The 14,584-nt window shown below is 73.8% G+C and carries 13 protein-coding genes and 1 pseudogene; 3 read left to right on the top strand and 11 right to left on the bottom strand.

Annotated features, from left to right (window positions below):
* The first annotated feature begins 139 nt into the window (after nucleotides 1-139).
* On the top strand, nucleotides 140-856 hold the full coding sequence (locus E0504_RS16530; protein ID WP_020463521.1) for a dienelactone hydrolase family protein: 717 nt from the start codon (nucleotides 140-142) through the stop codon (nucleotides 854-856).
* 87 nt (nucleotides 857-943) lie between these two features.
* Nucleotides 944-1,117: pseudogene (locus E0504_RS54250) on the top strand (transposase); the annotation flags it as partial.
* A 119-nt stretch (nucleotides 1,118-1,236) separates the two neighbouring features.
* Here E0504_RS54250 and E0504_RS16540 read toward each other — a convergent pair.
* The 6 genes from E0504_RS16540 to E0504_RS16565 all read right to left on the bottom strand — a co-directional run bounded on the left by E0504_RS16540 (nucleotide 1,237) and on the right by E0504_RS16565 (nucleotide 8,678).
* Nucleotides 1,237-2,871 carry a GGDEF domain-containing protein gene (locus E0504_RS16540; RefSeq protein WP_112105322.1) on the bottom strand — a complete coding sequence of 545 codons (1,635 nt, stop codon included), beginning with the start codon at nucleotides 2,869-2,871 and terminating at the stop codon, nucleotides 1,237-1,239.
* A gap of 177 nt (nucleotides 2,872-3,048) precedes the next feature.
* Complete coding sequence (locus tag E0504_RS16545) at nucleotides 3,049-3,813, bottom strand: demethylmenaquinone methyltransferase (protein ID WP_131625069.1); 765 nt, start codon at nucleotides 3,811-3,813, stop codon at nucleotides 3,049-3,051.
* 4 nt (nucleotides 3,814-3,817) lie between these two features.
* Nucleotides 3,818-4,864 (bottom strand): adenosine deaminase, encoded by a 1,047-nt coding sequence (add, locus tag E0504_RS16550; RefSeq protein WP_243657534.1) that lies wholly within the window; start codon nucleotides 4,862-4,864, stop codon nucleotides 3,818-3,820.
* Between the two features lie 155 nt (nucleotides 4,865-5,019).
* Nucleotides 5,020-6,225, bottom strand: coding sequence for a cyclic dehypoxanthinyl futalosine synthase (gene mqnC, locus E0504_RS16555; RefSeq protein WP_049795791.1), 1,206 nt, complete (start codon nucleotides 6,223-6,225; stop codon nucleotides 5,020-5,022).
* 175 nt (nucleotides 6,226-6,400) lie between these two features.
* Nucleotides 6,401-6,766, bottom strand: coding sequence for a hypothetical protein (locus E0504_RS16560; RefSeq protein WP_243657524.1), 366 nt, complete (start codon nucleotides 6,764-6,766; stop codon nucleotides 6,401-6,403).
* Nucleotides 6,767-6,824: 58 nt separating this feature from the next.
* Nucleotides 6,825-8,678, bottom strand: a complete 1,854-nt coding sequence (locus tag E0504_RS16565) for a serine/threonine-protein kinase (RefSeq protein WP_131625070.1) — start codon at nucleotides 8,676-8,678, stop codon at nucleotides 6,825-6,827.
* A gap of 614 nt (nucleotides 8,679-9,292) precedes the next feature.
* Here E0504_RS16565 and E0504_RS16570 point away from each other — a divergent pair.
* Complete coding sequence (locus tag E0504_RS16570; RefSeq protein ID WP_071066462.1) at nucleotides 9,293-9,754, top strand: sirohydrochlorin chelatase; 462 nt, start codon at nucleotides 9,293-9,295, stop codon at nucleotides 9,752-9,754.
* Nucleotides 9,755-9,851: 97 nt separating this feature from the next.
* On the opposite strand, the gene cobA is transcribed toward E0504_RS16570, so the two are convergent.
* The 5 genes from cobA to E0504_RS16595 all read right to left on the bottom strand — a co-directional run bounded on the left by cobA (nucleotide 9,852) and on the right by E0504_RS16595 (nucleotide 14,571).
* On the bottom strand, nucleotides 9,852-11,501 hold the full coding sequence (gene cobA, locus E0504_RS16575; protein ID WP_243657525.1) for a uroporphyrinogen-III C-methyltransferase: 1,650 nt from the start codon (nucleotides 11,499-11,501) through the stop codon (nucleotides 9,852-9,854).
* Nucleotides 11,502-11,670: 169 nt separating this feature from the next.
* Nucleotides 11,671-12,342 (bottom strand): phosphoadenylyl-sulfate reductase, encoded by a 672-nt coding sequence (locus tag E0504_RS16580; RefSeq protein WP_112108470.1) that lies wholly within the window; start codon nucleotides 12,340-12,342, stop codon nucleotides 11,671-11,673.
* Nucleotides 12,342-12,560, bottom strand: a complete 219-nt coding sequence (locus tag E0504_RS16585; protein ID WP_018505187.1) for a hypothetical protein — start codon at nucleotides 12,558-12,560, stop codon at nucleotides 12,342-12,344. Before E0504_RS16585 ends, E0504_RS16580 begins: the two co-directional genes overlap by 1 nt.
* Entirely contained in the window at nucleotides 12,557-14,314 is a 1,758-nt protein-coding gene (locus tag E0504_RS16590; RefSeq protein WP_131625072.1) for a nitrite/sulfite reductase, read from the bottom strand. Before E0504_RS16590 ends, E0504_RS16585 begins: the two co-directional genes overlap by 4 nt.
* A 56-nt stretch (nucleotides 14,315-14,370) precedes the next feature.
* Nucleotides 14,371-14,571 carry a putative leader peptide gene (locus E0504_RS16595; RefSeq protein WP_071066465.1) on the bottom strand — a complete coding sequence of 67 codons (201 nt, stop codon included), beginning with the start codon at nucleotides 14,569-14,571 and terminating at the stop codon, nucleotides 14,371-14,373.
* Nucleotides 14,572-14,584 lie beyond the last annotated feature (13 nt).

Genomic DNA, 14,584 nt, shown 5'->3' on the forward strand with positions numbered 1-14,584 from the left:
AGTTGGCTGACATCGCGCGAATGACTGACATCGCGCGGACCCGCGTCTCACGGATCGACGCGCCCCCACCGGATCCGGAGCCCGCCGACCGCCCGGCGTGGATCGACAGGCCCCACCGACATCGGAGATCGACGCGGCCATGACCTCAGAAACAGTCGTTCTCACCACCGCCGAAGGTCCGACACCCGCGGTCATAGCGGAGCCCCGGTGGACCGCCCGCGGCGGCGTCCTCGTCGTGCACGAGGTGTTCGGGCTCACCGACCACGTGACCGACGTCTGCCGCAGGTTCGCGGACGCCGGCTGGCGGGCCGTCGCCCCGGATCTGTACCACCGGCAGGGCTCCCCCGTCTTCGACTACACCGACTCGGCGGCGGCGGTCTCGCTGCGCGGCCGGCTGGCCGGCGACGACATCCTCGACGACCTGGACTCCGGGCTGATGGTGCTCGCCGAGTCGGGGACGGCGGTCGACCGCTGCGCCGTCGTCGGGTTCTGCATGGGCGGCGGCATCGCCTTCCACGCGGCCGTACGGCGCCCGCTCGGCGCCGCCGTCACGTTCTACGGCGGCGGCATCGAGGACGGTCGGTTCGGCGAGCCCTCGCAGCTCGACCTCGCCGCCGCCCTGCAGACCCCCTGGCTGGGGCTGTACGGGGATCTCGACCGCTCGATCCCGGTGGAGCAGGTGGAGCACCTGCGGGCCGCGGCCGCCCGCGCCGACGTCGACACCGAGGTCGTCCGCTACCCGGGGGTGGGCCACGCCTTCTACAACGACGCGCGCCCCGACTCCTACGACGCCGCCGCGGCCCGCGACGCCTGGGCGCGCGCGCTGACCTGGATGGACGCACACGTCCCGAAGTGAAGGTCGACGAGGTCCGTTCCCAGCGCGGCAACCACGCCCTCAAACCCGTCCCAGAACCAGCCCGCGCCGCGTGACGACGCCGTAGAGACCCCCCGGAAACGCCGGGCAGCCACCGTCGAGACCGTCATCGGCCACCCCGAGGACCTCACCGGCCTGCGCTGCTTCCGCCGCAGAGGGACCCCCGCCGTCACCGCCGGACTCGGCCTGGCTTGCACCGCCCTGAACCTGTTCCGCCTGCACCCTGCCCTTACCCCCACCTGACCGCCCGAGCACCACAGACACCCCCGGCCCCAGCCAGTCCGGACCCCCACGTGGCAACAGCCGACGCCACAGCGACACCCGCCAGCGCCATCATCAGCGAAACCGATTCTGCGCTGGGCTCACAGGTCCGGCCGGTAGACCACCAGCCTGCCGGCGCGCTCCCGTTTGGCCGCGTACATAGCCAGGTCGGCCTGGTGGAGCAGGATGTCGGGACTGGCTGGCCGAGCGGTGGAGCCGTCGAGGGTGACCAGGCCGAGGCTGGCTCGTGGGGTGTAGGGCCGCCCGGCCACCTGGCACGGCGCCTGGACCGCGGTCGCGAGCCGTTCGCCGATCCGGCGGGGGTCGTCGGGGCCGCCGCCGTCGAGGATGACGGCGAACTCGTCCCCGCCGAGCCGGGCGACGGTGTCCAGTGCCCGGGTTCCCGCCCGCAGCCGTTCGGCACTGATCTTGAGGAGTTCGTCACCGGTGGCATGCCCGAACGTGTCGTTCACCTGCTTGAAGTCGTCAAGGTCCAGGAACAGCAGAGACACCGGCGCGGCGCCGTCGCCGCGACCGCCGTTGTCGGCGTCGCGCGAGAGTGCCCGCTGCAGCCGCCGGATGAACAATGCCCGGTTCGCCAGACCAGTCAGCGGATCATAGAATGCCTGGTAGTGCAGTTGGCGCTCACGTTCCCGGACCTCGGCGAGCAGCTTGCTGTTCTCCGCCAATGTCACCATCTGCCGGACCAGCACTACCAGCAGCAAGCAGACCATCCCATACGTCTCGACCCGGTCGAGCTGTGCACCAGTCGACAGCTTGCCGAGAACCAGCAGGCCAGCCGCACAGAGCGTCATGTAGGGCAGCACGGCGTGCGCCCAAATCGCCCGCGGGCCAGGCTGCGATGGGACGTCCGGCTGCACGCGGGCGGGTACCGGCACCAGCGCCGCCAGGAAGGTCAGCAGCCAGCTGAGGGCGAACCCCAGATAGGCCCCCGGCGGGGCGGCACGGTTGCCCGCTGCCGCGAGGTAGAGAAAGCCGTTACCGGTGACTGTCGAGATAAGCAAACCTGCGCCAAGCAATGCCGAGGTCGCCAGGGAACGCGGCCGGCGGAAGCTCGCGATCAGCAGTACCGCGGCGGCGAGGATCATGCTGGTGACCGGCTGGACCAGAGCGAACAGGAACTGCATGAGATCGGGCGCGCCCACCTGGACGACCGTGGCCAGCACCGTCCCCCACTCCAGCAGGGCGATCGAACCGACGATCAGTATGCTGTCCAGCACGGTGATCGCGTACCAGCGATGCCCACGACGTCGCACCGTGCTTGCGTTCTCGCCCGGGCCGTCTATCGGCTCAGAGGGCAGGGACAGCAACCCAAGTAGTGCCACCCCATAGAGGACGAAGAAGCCCGCCTGGGCCGGGGAAAACCGACCCGCCACGGAGCCCCCGGCCAGCAATGTCTTCGCCGTCCCCAGGCTGGGAGCCACCGCGCCGGCCGTGGCGATACCGATCAGCAGCCGCCAGCGGCGCTCGGCACCACGGGCGCGCCGAGCAGTCCACAAGCAGGAGACGGCCGTCGCGGCCAGGAATGCCGCAGCGGTGGACGTGACGGTAGCAGCGGCAGGCCGCGGATCCAGCAGCACCACGACGGCGACGTCCAGCCCAAGCAGCACCAGGCAGCCGACTACCGCCCACGACAATAGCGGTGGCGTGCGGCCGGCACCGGTCGAACGCCACGCCCTTGATACAGCGGCGACGCCGCCGCGCAGTCCGGACATCGCTCGAATCCCTCAGGAGAGCCTAACGCAATCATACGAACTCATGCAGTAATGGTCCGATGCGAGGTTCCGGGCGCTCCCACGCACGTCGCCCGCTCGACGGCGCAACCACCACGGGCCACGGTCGATCTTGAGGTTCCGCGGAACCGGGACGGCGGTGCCAACCGACGCCGTACGTCAGTCGTCTCCGCCGGGGCGGACGGCGCGGTGGACGGCGACGATGCCGCCGCTGAGATTGCGCCAGCCCACCCTTGTCCAGCCGGCCGCGCGGATCGTCTCCGCCAGCGCGGCCTGCCCCGGCCAGGCCCGGATGGACTCCGCCAGGTACACGTACGAGTCCGGGCTGCTGCTCACCGCTCGCGCGACCGCGGGCAGCGCGCGCATCAGGTACTCCATGTACGCCGTGCGCACCGGCCGCCACACCGGACGGCTGAACTCGCAGACCGCCAGCACGCCCCCCGGCCGGGTGACCCGCAGCAGCTCGGCGAGGCAGACGTCGACCTCGGCCACGTTGCGCAGACCGAAGGAGATCGTGACCCGGTCGAAGGAGCCGTCCGCGAAGGGCAGGCCCAGGCCGTCACCAGCCGCCAGCAGCACCCGGCCGCCACCCGTTCCCGCCCCACCCGTTCCCGCCCCGGCGCCCGCCCGCGCGGTCGCGTCGGCGAGCCGGCGCCGGGCCTGGGCCAGCATGCCGAGAGAGAAGTCGCAGGCCACGACATCGGCCCCGGCGGCGGCGAAGGCCCGGGACGACGTCGCCGTCCCGGCCGCGACGTCGAGGACCCGCAGGCCAGGCGCCAGGGCCAGGGCCCGCGCGGTCGCGGTCCGCCAGGTGCGGTCCAGGCCGGCCGACAGCACCGCGTTCGTCACGTCGTACCGCCGCGCGACCTGGTCGAACATCGCGGCCACCTGGTCGGGCTTCTTGTCCAGACCCGCTCGACTCACCGGCTCATCCCTCTGCGTTCATCATGGCCACGGACCCCGTCGTCGCGGACCCAGCCGCGTCAGACCCGGCCAGCGCGGACCCAGCCGCCGCCGACCCAGCCGCCTCGGCGGCGAGCGCCGTGGCCTGGGCGGCGTCCCAGTCCGTGCCGGCCCCGAGCGCCGCCAGCCGGGACCGGGTCCGGTCGTCGCACAGCGCGCCGGCAACCCCGGCCTCGTAGAGCCGGGCGAGGCGCACCCCGAGGCCCGCCGCGACGGCGTACTCCCGTTCGAGATCCGTGCCGAACATCGCCGGATCGTCGGTGGCCAGCGAGCAGCGCAGCCCGGCCGCGAGCAGCTCGGGCAGCGGGTGCGCCGCCAGGTCGGTGACGACACCCGTCCGCAGGTTCGACGTCGGGCAGATGTCCAGCACGATGCCCCGCTCTACCAGCTCGGCGACGAGCTCGGGGTCCTCGAGGGCCCGCACGCCGTGCCGGATCCGCCTCGCCCCCAGCGCGTGCAGCGCGCCGCGCACCGACTCGGCGCCGGCCGTCTCCCCCGCGTGCGGGACGGCGGGCAGGCCGGCGTCCGCGGCGGCGGCGAAGACCGGCGCGTACGGCTCCGGCGGATGGCCCACCTCGGGCCCGCCGAGCCCGATCCCGACGACACCGCGGTCGGTGAACCGGGCTGCCCAGCCGACGACGTCCATCGCGACCTCGGGTGGCAGCACCCGGTCGATGTCCGGGGTCAGCCGTACCTCGACCCCGAAGCGCTCGCGGGCCTCGACGGCACCCTCGGCGTAGCCGGTGAAGATCTCCTGCCAGGGCACGCCCCGGTTCACCCGGAACCACGGCGAGAAGATGCCTTCGAGGTAGACGGCGCCCTGCGCGGCGGCCCGTCCCGCGTAGTCGACGACGACCTCGCGGAAGTCGTCGGCCGTGCGCATGACCTGCGTCGTGAGCACCCAGACCTTGAGGAAGTGGTCGAAGTCGCGGAAGCGGTACAGCTCGGCCACGCCCTCGACGGTGCGCGCCGGCAGCGCCTCGTTGTTGCGGCGCGCCATCGCGAGCAGCATCTCCGGCCGCACCGTCCCCTCGAGGTGGACGTGCAGCTCGATCTTCGGCCCGCTACCCACCGCGGCCGGCTCGCCCCTGACCGCCTCAGCGGACGTCGACACAGCATTCGGGACGGCCTTCGGGACAGCGTTCGGTTCGTGGCGCTGGTCGTGGCTCAGGTCGACACCAGCGGCAGCGCGGTCGAGGAGAAGTGCGAGGCCACCCGGTCGTCGACCGGGTCGAGCGCCGGGTCACGGTGCACGACGAGGTGCCGGTACAGCGTGTCGCGCTGCGCCGGGATGCGGTCGGCGGCCCGGATCAGGTGGATGAGCTCGGACCGGTTGGTGCGGTGCCGGGCCCCCGCGGAGGAGACGACGTTCTCCTCGAGCATCACCGAGCCGAGATCGTCGGCGCCCATGTGCAGGGTGAGCTGGCCGACCTCCTTGCCGGTGGTCAGCCACGAGCCCTGCAGGTGGGCCACGTTGTCGAAGAACAGCCGCGCGACGGCCACCAGCCGCAGGTACTCCAGGGTCGTCGCCTGCGTCCGGCCGCCGAGGTGGTTGTTCTCCGGCTGGTACGTCCACGGGATGAACGAGCGGAACCCGCCGGTGCGGTCCTGGACGTCCCGGATCATGCGCATGTGCTCGATGCGCTCGGCGTTGGTCTCGCCGGTGCCCATCATGAACGTCGCCGTCGACTCCAGGCCCAGGCCGTGGGCGATCTCCATGACCGACAGCCACACGTGGCCGGGCTCCTTGAGCGGGGCGATCGCGTGCCGGGGACGCTCGGTGAGGATCTCCGCGCCCGCGCCGGCGAAGCTGTCGAGCCCGGCGTCGCGCAGCCGGGTGATCACCTCGGCGAAGTCCAGGTCGGACGTCCGCGCGATGTGCACGACCTCGCTGGCGCCGAGCGAGTGCAGGGCGAGCTGCGGGTAGGCGGCCTTGATGCCGGCGAACGTCCGCTCGTACCACTCGATCCCGAACTCGGGGTTGTGGCCGCCCTGCAGCATGATCTGGGTGGCGCCCAGCTCGACCGCCTCGCCGCATTTGGCGACGATGTCGTCGAGGTCGCGGACCCAGCCCTCGGCGTGCTTCGGCGACCGGTAGAAGGCGCAGAACCGGCAGGCCGTCACGCAGACGTTGGTGTAGTTGATGTTCCGGTCGATGATGTAGGTGGCGATGCCGTCCGGGTACCGGCGGCGGCGGACGGCGTCGGCCGCGCGCCCGAGCCCGTGCAGCGGAGCGGACGTGTAGAGGAGGAGCGCCTCCTCCGGCGAGATCCGCCCGCCGTCGGCCGCCCGGTCGAGCAGCGCGCGGATCTCGGCGTCGGGAACGCGGGCCCGGCCCGCCGGGGACTCACCGTCGGCATCAACAAGGCTCACCCCAGGATCGTACGACCTGCGCCGGGCGAGCCCCGGGCGACGGGCGGCCGAACTCGGACGAGCCGGCTCGGAAGACACCGCCTCAGAAGCCCCGGCCCGGGCTACACCGGCCCGGGGAAGCGCCGGCCCGGGTGGCGCCGGCCCCGGCGGCGCCGGGGCCGGGTGGCGGACCGGCTCAGATCCGGTCGTATCCCGAGCTGTCGCGGGAGCCGGAACCCGCCCCGGCGCCGGGCCCGCCCGCACCGGTCGTTCCCGGGCCGGAAGGCCCGGCGCCGTTCTGGCCGCCGAAGTCGGAACGGTGCACGTCGGAGTGCATGTTGTCCGGCCCGACACGGGCGTCATGGCCGGTACCCTGCCCGCTACGGCCGCGGCTGGTGAGCTTGCTGGACAGCTGTCGGATCTTGTCGCGGTTCTCCGGCTTGTTCGCCGCGGCCCGCGCCTTGTCGACCATCTGGCGGGCCTTCGGGCTGTGGAGCATCTCCTGGACCTTGCTGCTGAAGTTCGCCATGACGACGGTGTACCTGCGTCGGGCCTGTTTCATGCCGCCGACCTCCACGCGGCCGCGAAGCGTGGCCGGCCCGGGCCCGCGCCAGCACGGTTCAGCCGTTCTGGTTCCCGAGCCCGCCGGGCAGCTGGGTGGACAGGTTGGGAACCTGGTCGCCCAGGTCAGGGGTCTGGTCACGCAGGTTGTCGGTCTTGCCCCACAGGTCGTCGATCCGGCCGCCGATGTCGTCCCGGAATGTGCTGACGACTCTGTCCCAGAGCCGCTGGCGCTGGTCGTCCACCATCGTGGCGATCTGGTCGGCCGCCGACAGCAGGAGCAGCACGAGCGCCACGAAGATGATCGTCTTCTTGAACGGGATCCGCAGGCGCCACCGCCGGCGCGGCCGGCGGCTCGGCGCGTACGGCGCCGGCGCGGGGGGTGCCGGGCGGTGCGCGTCGCCGTAGTACGGCGCCGGCGCCGGAGCGGGCGAGGGCGCCGGCCGGGGAGCCGGTCGCGGCGCCGGGCGAGGCGCGGGCGGGGGTGGCGCGGCGGGTGCGTATCCACGGGGAGCCGGCCTGGCACTCGCCGGCCGCGCGCCGCCGCCCTGGGCCTGCGGCGGACCGGCCGCGCCGGCACCGGCCGCCGCCGCGCCGGCTCCAGCCGCGCCGGCCGCACCTGCCGAGTACCGCCCGTCCGGTCGGGCGGCTTCGGGCTCGTCCCCGTACTGGACGAATCCGCCCTTGCGGCGGCGGCGGGCGGGTTGCTGCCCGCCCGGCACCGGCGGGGATGCCGGGCGGGCACCGGGCAACCCGCCCGGGGCCGCACCGTCGCCCGGCCGGCCCGAGGCAGGCGCCGGCGGGCCCTCCCACCAGCGGCTACTGACGTCCGCGGGGCCGGCGACGCGGGTCCGGGCCGGTCGGCCGGGGGCCTGGCCCGCGCCGGCCGTCCCGCCCGCCACACGGGTCGCCGCGGGCCCACCACCGGCTCCGGCGGCTCCGGCGGCACCTGCCGCGCCGAAGGTGTCGCCCGCGCCGCCCGCGCCGGCGGCCGCCGCGGCGGCGGCGGACCGGCCGCGTGGCCAGGTGCCGTCGAGGACCTCACTGGCCACGGCGCGCGTGTTGCCGCTCCGGCCACGGTCACCGAGCAGGTTCAGCAGGATCTGCTCGGCGGACGGCCGCACCCGCTGGTCGCGTCGCAGCGCCGCGGCGACGACGTCGCGCAGCTGTGCCGGGACGGGCCGCAGGTCGGGCTGGCCGGTGAGGATCCGCTCCGACATCTCGAGATAGGTGCCGTCGCCGTAGGGGTGGCTCCCGCCCGCGGCGTAGGCGACAAGGAGGCCCCAGGCGAAGACGTCGGTCGCCGGGCCCACCGGCGCCGTGCCCTCCATCTGTTCCGGGGCCATCCACCCGGCCGAGCCCAGGACCAGCCCGGACTGGGTGCGCCCGCCCGCCGCGTCGAGCGCCCGCGCGATCCCGAAGTCGATCACCCGGGGGCCGGAGTACGACAGCAGCACGTTGCTGGGCTTGAGGTCACGGTGCACGATCCCGGCGCCGTGGATCGCGGTCAGCGCGGAGGCCACCCCGACGGCGACCCCCTGCAGGGTGGACAGCGGCAGCGCCCCGGACTCGGCGACGACCTCGTCGAGCCGGGCACCGTCGATGAACTCGGTGACCAGGTAGGGACGGCGGGCGTGCGGGTCGGCGTCGAGGACCTGCGCGGTGCAGAAGGGGGCCACCCGGCGGGCGGCGGCGACCTCGTCGGCGAACCGCTCCCGGAACTCCGGATCCACCGCGAGATCCGAGCGGATCACCTTGATCGCTACGTGCCGGCTGCTCTGGTCGAGGGCCAGGAAGACGGTGCCCATGCCGCCGGCGCCCAGCCGGCCGACGACCTCGTAGCGCCCGATCAACGTCGGATCACCCGGCTGCAGGGGGGCACCCCGCGTCCGGCGTGCCGATCGGTCCGCCACTGGTCTCCCGCTCGTCTCGGGCGCCACCGCGACGTGCCGCCACCCTCGATCCCGCGGGAACCCGCGGACACCCCATCATCACGCCTCGGCCGCGCCGGCGACAGGCCGGCGGTCCGGGTCGCGCCGGGCGGCCGTCGCTCGCGACGGTAACCCGCGCAGCGTCGGATGACCGTATGCTGTCCGTCTTCCGACGGCCGCCCGCCGTAACAGCACCCAGCCCGCGAGCCGGGCCACCGGGCCCGGCGATCTCCAACCCCGAGGGCCACTGCGATCCCAGACCACACGACCAGGACAGATCGCTATCTATCGGACAGAACTCCCAAAGGGCCGGGCGGCCTGCTCGCCCTTTCGTTTCCATCTCGCCCTAATGAGGTGGAATCCGCTGCCATCGACACCCGAAACGGCGAGGAAGAAACCAAACGGCGAGAAGGACTCCTCAGGGCAAGAAGCCGAGCCGGGCCTCCGATCAGCCGCCAGGAACAGAGCCACCCCAGCATCAGAGCCGGGCCCGCGCCGCCGCGCCGCGGCGGGCCGGAACCGCCCGGCGACGCGCCCGCCCGGCGACGCGCCCGCCCGGCGACGCGCCGCCCGCCGCTGGTTGCAGACTAGAGAGCATGCGCGGTCTCCTGGTGATCGGACACGGCTCGCGGCGGGCGGAGGCGAACGCCACGGTCGTCGAGCTCGCGCGCACGCTGGCCGGTGCCGACACCGACAGCCCAGCCCCAGCCCCCGGCGACGGGAGCGGCGGCGGCGTGCCGACCGGCACGCCCCCCGCCTGGGACGCGGTGGAACCGGCCTTCCTCGAGATCGCCCGCCCGGACATCGCGGAGGGCTACGCCGCGCTGGTCCGCACCGGCTGCTCGGAGATCGTGGCGCATCCCTTCTTCCTGTTCGACGGGAACCACACCAGCCGCGACATCCCGGACGCTCTGGCGGCAGCGCAGACGGACCACCCCGGGACGAGCTGGACGGTCACCCAGCCGCTCGGGCTGCATCCGGGGGTCGTGCGGGCCGTGCAGGCCCGCATCGAGGACGCGCTGCACCAGGCCGCCGCCGCGGCACCGGCACATTCCTGACCATTGCGTTCGCGGGGTACCGCTAAGGCCACGGCAGTGCCCACCCCGCCCGCCCAGCCGCCGGCAGGCCCCCGACCGGGTCTGCCGACGCCCTGGGCTACGCCGTCGGCGCTCGCCGGCCGGCCACGAGATCGGCGACCGCCGCCGCGAGCGGGTAGATCCCCGGCTCGGACGGGATCGCGTCCACCCGCAGGCCAACAGCCTCGCAGGCCTGCGCGGTGCGCCGGCCCATCGCGGCGACGAGGACACTGTCCGGCAACGGACCGTACAGCTCGACCAGGCAGCGGGCCGCCGTCGACGACGCCAGCGCGACGGCGTCGACGTCACCATGGCGCAGTTCCTCAGCGATCCGCGGGTCGGCCTCGGCGGGCGCGTCGGCGAGCAGCCGCACGCGACGCAGCGTCCGGATCCCCACCGGCGGCGGCGCGGCCCCGCAGATCACCACCCGCAGCCCGGGCACCGGGACCTCCGTCACCACCGTGTGGGCGACCTGGACCTCGGCCGACGACCGCGCGCAGGCCAGCCCCAGCGCGTCGAGCGCGGCGGCGGCCGAGGCGGATGCCGCGACGAGCGTCAGCCCGGCGAGCGCCCGCACGTCCGTACCCGCGCCCCGCAGCAGCGAGACCACGGCGGCGACCTCGTCGGAGTCAGCCAGCACGAGGCCGTCCGCACCTGGAAGCGCCTCGCGCAGCGGCGTCGCGTCCCCGGTCGGGACGAGCCGGCTGACCACCGTCTCGACGGCCTCGCCGCCCAGCTCGCGCAGCCTGCGGGCGAGCAGCCCCTGCCGCGCCCTGGTACGCGGGACGAGGACACGGATACCCGCCAGCGGAGCGTCGCCGGCCACCCCGGGCCGCCCCGACGAGGCGCGGCCGCCCTGCCCGCCGGAGACACCCCGACCACCGAAGACGCCCCGACCGCCGGAAATGCCCTGCCCGTCGGAAATGCCCTGCCCGTCGGGGACGCGCGTGTCCCGCGTGCCGTACCCGTCAGGGACCCGCTCGCCGTGATCGGCGTCGGCCTCGACCACCGGCGGGATGGGGACGGCGGCGTCCCTGCGTGCGGCGACCTCGCCGACGACCAGCACCGCCGGGGAGCGCAGCCCGAAGGCCACGGCGTCGACGACGAGGGCGTCCAGGGTCGTGCGGAGCACCCGCTGTGCCGGGGTCGTGCCGCGCTCGATGACAGCGGCCGGGGTCCCGGGCGGACGTCCGCCCGCCAGTAGCGCGTCGACGATGTCGACCAGCCGGGCGACCCCCATGAGCACGACGATCGTGGCGCGGGAGGCACCGAGCGCGGCCCAGTCGACCGTCGACTCGGGGTGCCCCGGCGGCAGGTGGCCGGAGATGATCGCGAGATCCTGCGCGACACCACGGTGCGTGACGGGGATGCCGGCGTACGCGGGCACGGCGATCGCGGAGGTCACGCCGGGGACCACGGTGCAGCTGACACCGGCGGCGGCGCAGGCCTCGGCCTCCTCGCCGCCCCGGCCCAGCAGGAACGGGTCGCCGCCCTTGAGCCGCACCACCCGGGCGCCGGCGCGCGCGTGCTCGACCAGCAGCGCGTTGACCTCGTCCTGGCTGCGGGACGTCGTCGGGCTCTTGCCCACGTGGATGACGCGGGCGTCCGGCCGGGCGACGTCGAGGAGGACGGCTGCGGCCAGGCGGTCGGTGACGACGACGTCGGCGGTGGCGAGCAGCTCCCGCCCGCGGACCGTCAGCAGCCCGGGATCACCCGGCCCAGCCCCCACCAGCCATACCTCGCCGGGCCGACTGACCTGGGAAGGTGCCGGATCCGACCCGGATCCACGGGCTTGCGGCCCAGGTGTCACGACTGCCACGGCGTGCACGGTACAGCGTGGTCCTGGCCACCTGCCCCGAACTGTGCGCCACCCGGCTCCCGGCTGCGGGCCAAGCGAACTAGTGGATGCCGCACTCGGTCTTGGTCGTACCGGCCCAGCGGCCGTCCCGGCCGGCGCCGCGCTGGGTGCACGGCCAGCAGCCCACCGACTCGTAGCCGTCGGAGAGCAGCGGGTTCACGATCACGTTGTGCTCCTGGACGTACCGCTCGACGTCCTCGTCCGTCCAGGTGGCCAGCGGGTGGATCTTGGCCTTGCCGCGGCGCTGATCCCAGCCGACGACCGGCAGGCTCTTGCGCCCGGCGGACTCCACCCGCCGCGAACCGGCCGCCCAGGCCCGGTAGGGGGCGAGCGCGCGGTCCAGCGGGACGATCTTGCGCATCCGGCAGCACAGGTCCGGGTCGCTCTCGTAGAGCCGCGGCCCGTGCACGGCGTCCTGACCGACGACGGTGAGCTGCGGGCGGGCGCTGATGATCGGCAACGAGTAGGTGTGCGCGACGGCGTCCCGGGTGCCGATGGTCTCCGCGAAGTGGTAGCCGGTGTCGATGAAGACCACCGGGACGTCCGAGCGGATGCGCGCGAGCATGTCGACGAGGACCGCCTCGGCCATCGACGCCGCGACGACGAGACCGGTGCCGAACTCGTCGGCGGCCCACTGGAGGATCTCCTCCGCCGGGGCGCCCTCGAGCTCGTCGCCGGCCCGCAGTGCCCGGGCCTTCAGCGCGGCATCCATCAGTTCTTCTCCTCCACGTCCGACGGCGCCACGACGGTGCCGTTCGCCGAACCTGTTCTGGCTGTGGCCAGCGCAGTGAGACTGAGCCGGAAGGCGCGCCGGCACGACCGGCACGACCAGTGCCCGTGGCCCTCGCCCGTCCCGCCCGGCGCGGGCTCGGGAACGAGGTCCTCGTCACCGCAGTAGGGGCAGTAGAACGGGACGGCGCGGGCGCTCACGTCGCGCCGCCCTCGGTCTGGCCGCCGGCCGGGCCGGCCGACGCGGAGCCGGACCCGACGCCGGTCAGCAGCGCCTCGTCCGCGCGTTCCGCCCAGTCGGCGAAGGTGTCGCCGTCGGCCCGGTGTTCCTGGTAGGTCTCCAGCAGGCCGACGACGTAGTCGACCAGGCCGTCGGCGGTCACCTTGAGACCACGTGACTTCCGGCCCAGCCGGGAGCGGGTGCCCAGGTGGCCACCGAGGTGGACCTGGAACCCCTCGACCATCTCGCCGTTGTCGTCCGGGACGAGCGAGCCCTTGAGGCCGATGTCGGCCACCTGGAACCGCGCGCAGGCGTTCGGGCAGCCGTTGATGTTGATGCCGATGGGCTCGTCGAAGTCGGGCAGCCGGCGCTCCAGCTCGACGATGAGGTCGCGGGCGTTGCCCTTGGTCTCGACGATCGCCAGCTTGCAGAACTCGATGCCGGTGCAGGCCATCGTGCCGCGGCGGAAGACGCTCGGCCGGACGACCAGGTCGAGCGCGGCCAGCTCCGCCTCGAGCGCGTCGAGATTCTCGCCGGGGACGTCCAGGATCACCAGCTTCTGGGTGGTGGTCGCCCGGATCCGCCCCTGGCCGAACCGGTCGGCGAGGTTCGCGACGGCGGTGAGCGTCGTCCCGGTGAGGCGGCCGGCCCGCGGCGCGAAGCCGACCGCGAAGAACCCGTCACGCTGCTGGTGGACGCCGATGTGGTCGCGGCCCTCGTTGCGGGGCGGCAGCGGCGCCGGGCCGTCCGGCAGCGCCGCGTCCAGGTACTCCTTCTCCAGGGTCGAGCGCACCCACTCGACGCCCATGTCGGCGACGAGGAACTTCAGCCGCGCCCTGGTCCGCATCCGCCGGTAGCCGTAGTCACGGAAGAGCTGGATGACGCCGTGCCACACCTCGGGCACCCGCTCCGGGGTGACGAAGGTGCCCAGGCGCACGCCGAGCTTCGGGTTCGTCGACAGCCCACCGCCGACCCACAGGTCGTATCCGGGGCCGAGCTCGGGGTGCACGACACCGACGAAGGCGATGTCGTTGATCTCGTGCAGGGTGCACTGGTCGGGGCAGCCCGACATCGCGCTCTTGAACTTGCGGGGCAGGTTCGACAGCGTGGTGTCGCCGACGAACCGCTCCACCACCTGGTCGATGACGCCGGTGGCGTCGATGACCTCGTCGGCGTCCACCCCGGCCAGCGGGCAGCCGAGGATGACGCGCGGGGTGTCGCCGCACGACTCCTCGGTGGTCATCCCCGCGGCCTCGAGCGCCCCCCAGATGGCCGGGACGTCCTCGATGCGGATCCAGTGCAGCTGGATGTTCTGGCGGTCGGTCACGTCGGCGACGTCCCGGCCGTAACGGGTGGAGATGTCAGCGATGATCCGGAGCTGTTCGGAGGTCATCCGGCCGCCGTCCAGGCGGATGCGCTGCATGAAGTAGCGGTCGTCGAGCTCCTCGGGCTCGAGGACGGCGGTGCGGCCGCCACTGATCCCCGGCCGGCGCTGGGTGTAAAGCCCCCACCAACGGAACCGGCCGCGCAGATCCTGCGGGTCGATCCCGTCGAACCCCGTGTGCGGGTACTCGTTCAGGATGCGTTCGCGCACGGCGAGGCCGTCCTGGTCCTTCTTCATCCGCTCGTTGGGGTTGAGCGGCTCGGAGTAGCCCAGCGCCCATTGGCCCTGCCCCTTGGGTCGGGACGGGCTTTGCGGGCGCGCGGCACGCGGGGGTCGAGCAGGAGAAGTCATGAGATCTCTCGGTGAGCAGGGTCCACGACGGCGTCGAACGCCGGCGCGGGCGGAGTTCAGCGGGAGCGGCGACAGCCGGCGCTGGAGACGCGCAACAGGTCGACGTGCAGACGTGCGACCAGGCGGAGGTCGACGGGGCAGACGTCACCCGGCCGGGACGCGAGCGCGCCGCGGACGCCGGACGGACCATGCCGGCCCGGCTGGCCGGAGCCGGAGTACGCCGACGGCGCCGAGGGGGCCGTCGAGGCACCGGGCATGAACCGGATAACG

The sequence above is a fragment of the Parafrankia sp. BMG5.11 genome, assembly GCF_004337455.1.

Coding starts and splice junctions, on each gene's coding strand:
- E0504_RS16595 (WP_071066465.1), bottom strand. CDS start 14,571: ATGCCCGGTGCCTCGACGGCCCCCTCGGCGCCGTCGGCGTACTCCGGC.
- E0504_RS16560 (WP_243657524.1), bottom strand. CDS start 6,766: ATGAAACAGGCCCGACGCAGGTACACCGTCGTCATGGCGAACTTCAGC.
- E0504_RS16530 (WP_020463521.1), top strand. CDS start 140: ATGACCTCAGAAACAGTCGTTCTCACCACCGCCGAAGGTCCGACACCC.
- E0504_RS16570 (WP_071066462.1), top strand. CDS start 9,293: ATGCGCGGTCTCCTGGTGATCGGACACGGCTCGCGGCGGGCGGAGGCG.
- E0504_RS16590 (WP_131625072.1), bottom strand. CDS start 14,314: ATGACTTCTCCTGCTCGACCCCCGCGTGCCGCGCGCCCGCAAAGCCCG.
- add (WP_243657534.1), bottom strand. CDS start 4,864: ATGCTGCTCGCGATGGCGCGCCGCAACAACGAGGCGCTGCCGGCGCGC.
- E0504_RS16540 (WP_112105322.1), bottom strand. CDS start 2,871: ATGTCCGGACTGCGCGGCGGCGTCGCCGCTGTATCAAGGGCGTGGCGT.
- E0504_RS16580 (WP_112108470.1), bottom strand. CDS start 12,342: ATGGATGCCGCGCTGAAGGCCCGGGCACTGCGGGCCGGCGACGAGCTC.